Annotated in this window: 3 protein-coding genes and 1 pseudogene; all 4 read left to right on the forward strand. The window is 40.7% G+C overall.

Going from position 1 to position 1,463, the window contains the following annotated elements; all coding sequences use genetic code 11:
• The first annotated feature begins 62 nt into the window (after positions 1-62).
• Positions 63-245 carry a BrnT family toxin gene (locus tag QUB52_RS29065; RefSeq protein WP_332975690.1) on the forward strand — a complete coding sequence of 61 codons (183 nt, stop codon included), beginning with the start codon at positions 63-65 and terminating at the stop codon, positions 243-245.
• Positions 242-442: a hypothetical protein gene (locus QUB52_RS29070; protein WP_332967015.1), complete on the forward strand. Its 201-nt coding sequence runs from the start codon at positions 242-244 to the stop codon at positions 440-442. The genes QUB52_RS29065 and QUB52_RS29070 overlap by 4 nt, the downstream gene beginning before the upstream one ends.
• 171 nt (positions 443-613) lie before the next feature.
• Positions 614-1,048 (forward strand): leucine-rich repeat domain-containing protein, encoded by a 435-nt coding sequence (locus tag QUB52_RS29075; protein ID WP_332975689.1) that lies wholly within the window; start codon positions 614-616, stop codon positions 1,046-1,048.
• Between the two features lie 99 nt (positions 1,049-1,147).
• Positions 1,148-1,463 (forward strand): annotated as a pseudogene (locus QUB52_RS29080) (RNA-guided endonuclease TnpB family protein); the annotation flags it as partial.

A 1,463-nucleotide genomic window follows, 5' to 3' on the forward strand; every position in this document is an offset into this window, starting at 1 on the left:
ATCTTTATTTGGCAATTTTACTAGCTTTTTCATTTTAACCCTTTTTTGGCATACTCGCCAAAGTGAGATGCACCCGTCAAGATGAAGATAGATGGATTACCATAGGCTTAGATGAAACAGGAATTTTAAGGGTTGTTGTCCATACCTTTGAACAAACCGATCGCACCTCCTGTATAATTCAGATTATTTCAGCCCGCAAAGCTAATTTCACAGAAACCCAACCTTATCAAGAGAGGAAATTATGAAATCAGAGTATGATTTTTCTTCGTCAGAGCAAGGCAAGTTTTACCATCCTGATGCTAGGTTTCATTATCCCATTTATCTCGAACCCGATGTCGAGGACTTTGTGACTAAAATTGCCGAGCATAAAAAGATTGAGGTTCAAGCTTTGGTCAATGAATGGCTGAGAAATAACATTAAACTAATTCAAAGTGTTGAGTAGGTGAAAAACCTAGTTTTTTTTCTCAAGTGGCTTGGCTGATAGTACCGATCGCGATCGACCGCAAAAGGAGAAATGACATCGATTTGCAAGTAGCAGCAGGCGAAGTCAAAAGTTAACGATATTCTCATGCCCTGTTTGCCCGATGCCCCATTACCCATCTCGGAGTGTTTTGTGTCAGAAAAACAACCAAACGAGCCAATGAGTTTTAGCAGCTTTGCTGACTGGTGCAGGGATATTGACAGCCTTTCAGCAGAGGCAAGGCGCACAGTTAAAGTGTTGTTAAAAAAGGCTGGCACTGATGACCCTGAAGCAGCGGAGCAGATACTTTCAAGCATGACAGAACTGGATCTCCGCAGCAATCGAATTACCGACATCAGCTCTCTCGGTTCGCTCACCAATTTGACAACACTCAATCTGGGCAGAAATAGAATTACCGACATTAGTTCCCTCGGCTCGCCAAAAAACGAGCGAGAAGCCCCTGGCTTTAGACATGGGGAGGAAAGCGGCAGCGACGACCGTCACCTAACATCTGTGTGCTCAATTAATTCTTTCATAGCAGAAGATAGGCTACGACAGATTTTACCCGTGCTGTATATCGAGCTATAGTACGGGTAAAATCATGAATAAAAACAGAATTATAATGTTTATTGTTGATAGAATATAATTCTATTATTCTAGTATACTGTAACAAGGAGGAAAAAGAATATGTTTGGATGTCAACAGAATTTAATCAGCCCAACTAAAGACTTAAAAGCAATTTTAGAATTCCTGTGCAGCGAGTCATCGAAGTTGACTAACTGCGGAATATATTATGCTCGTCAAATGTACTTTAAAACAGGCAAAATACCGAGTAGGGCCAAGTTGCACAAAGTGCTTGGAACAGAAAATCATAACTTGCATTACAAAGCATTTTATTCCGATACCGCGCAACAGATTTTAACTACCGTCGCTGAGTCTTTTAAATCCTACATTGGACTACTGAAAGGAATTGGTAAAGGCACTGTAACCCAAAGACCTAGAT

This window comes from Microcoleus sp. A6-C6 (assembly GCF_036705955.1).
In the GTDB taxonomy this organism is placed as follows: domain Bacteria; phylum Cyanobacteriota; class Cyanobacteriia; order Cyanobacteriales; family Microcoleaceae; genus Microcoleus.

Coding starts and splice junctions, on each gene's coding strand:
- QUB52_RS29070 (WP_332967015.1), top strand. CDS start 242: ATGAAATCAGAGTATGATTTTTCTTCGTCAGAGCAAGGCAAGTTTTAC.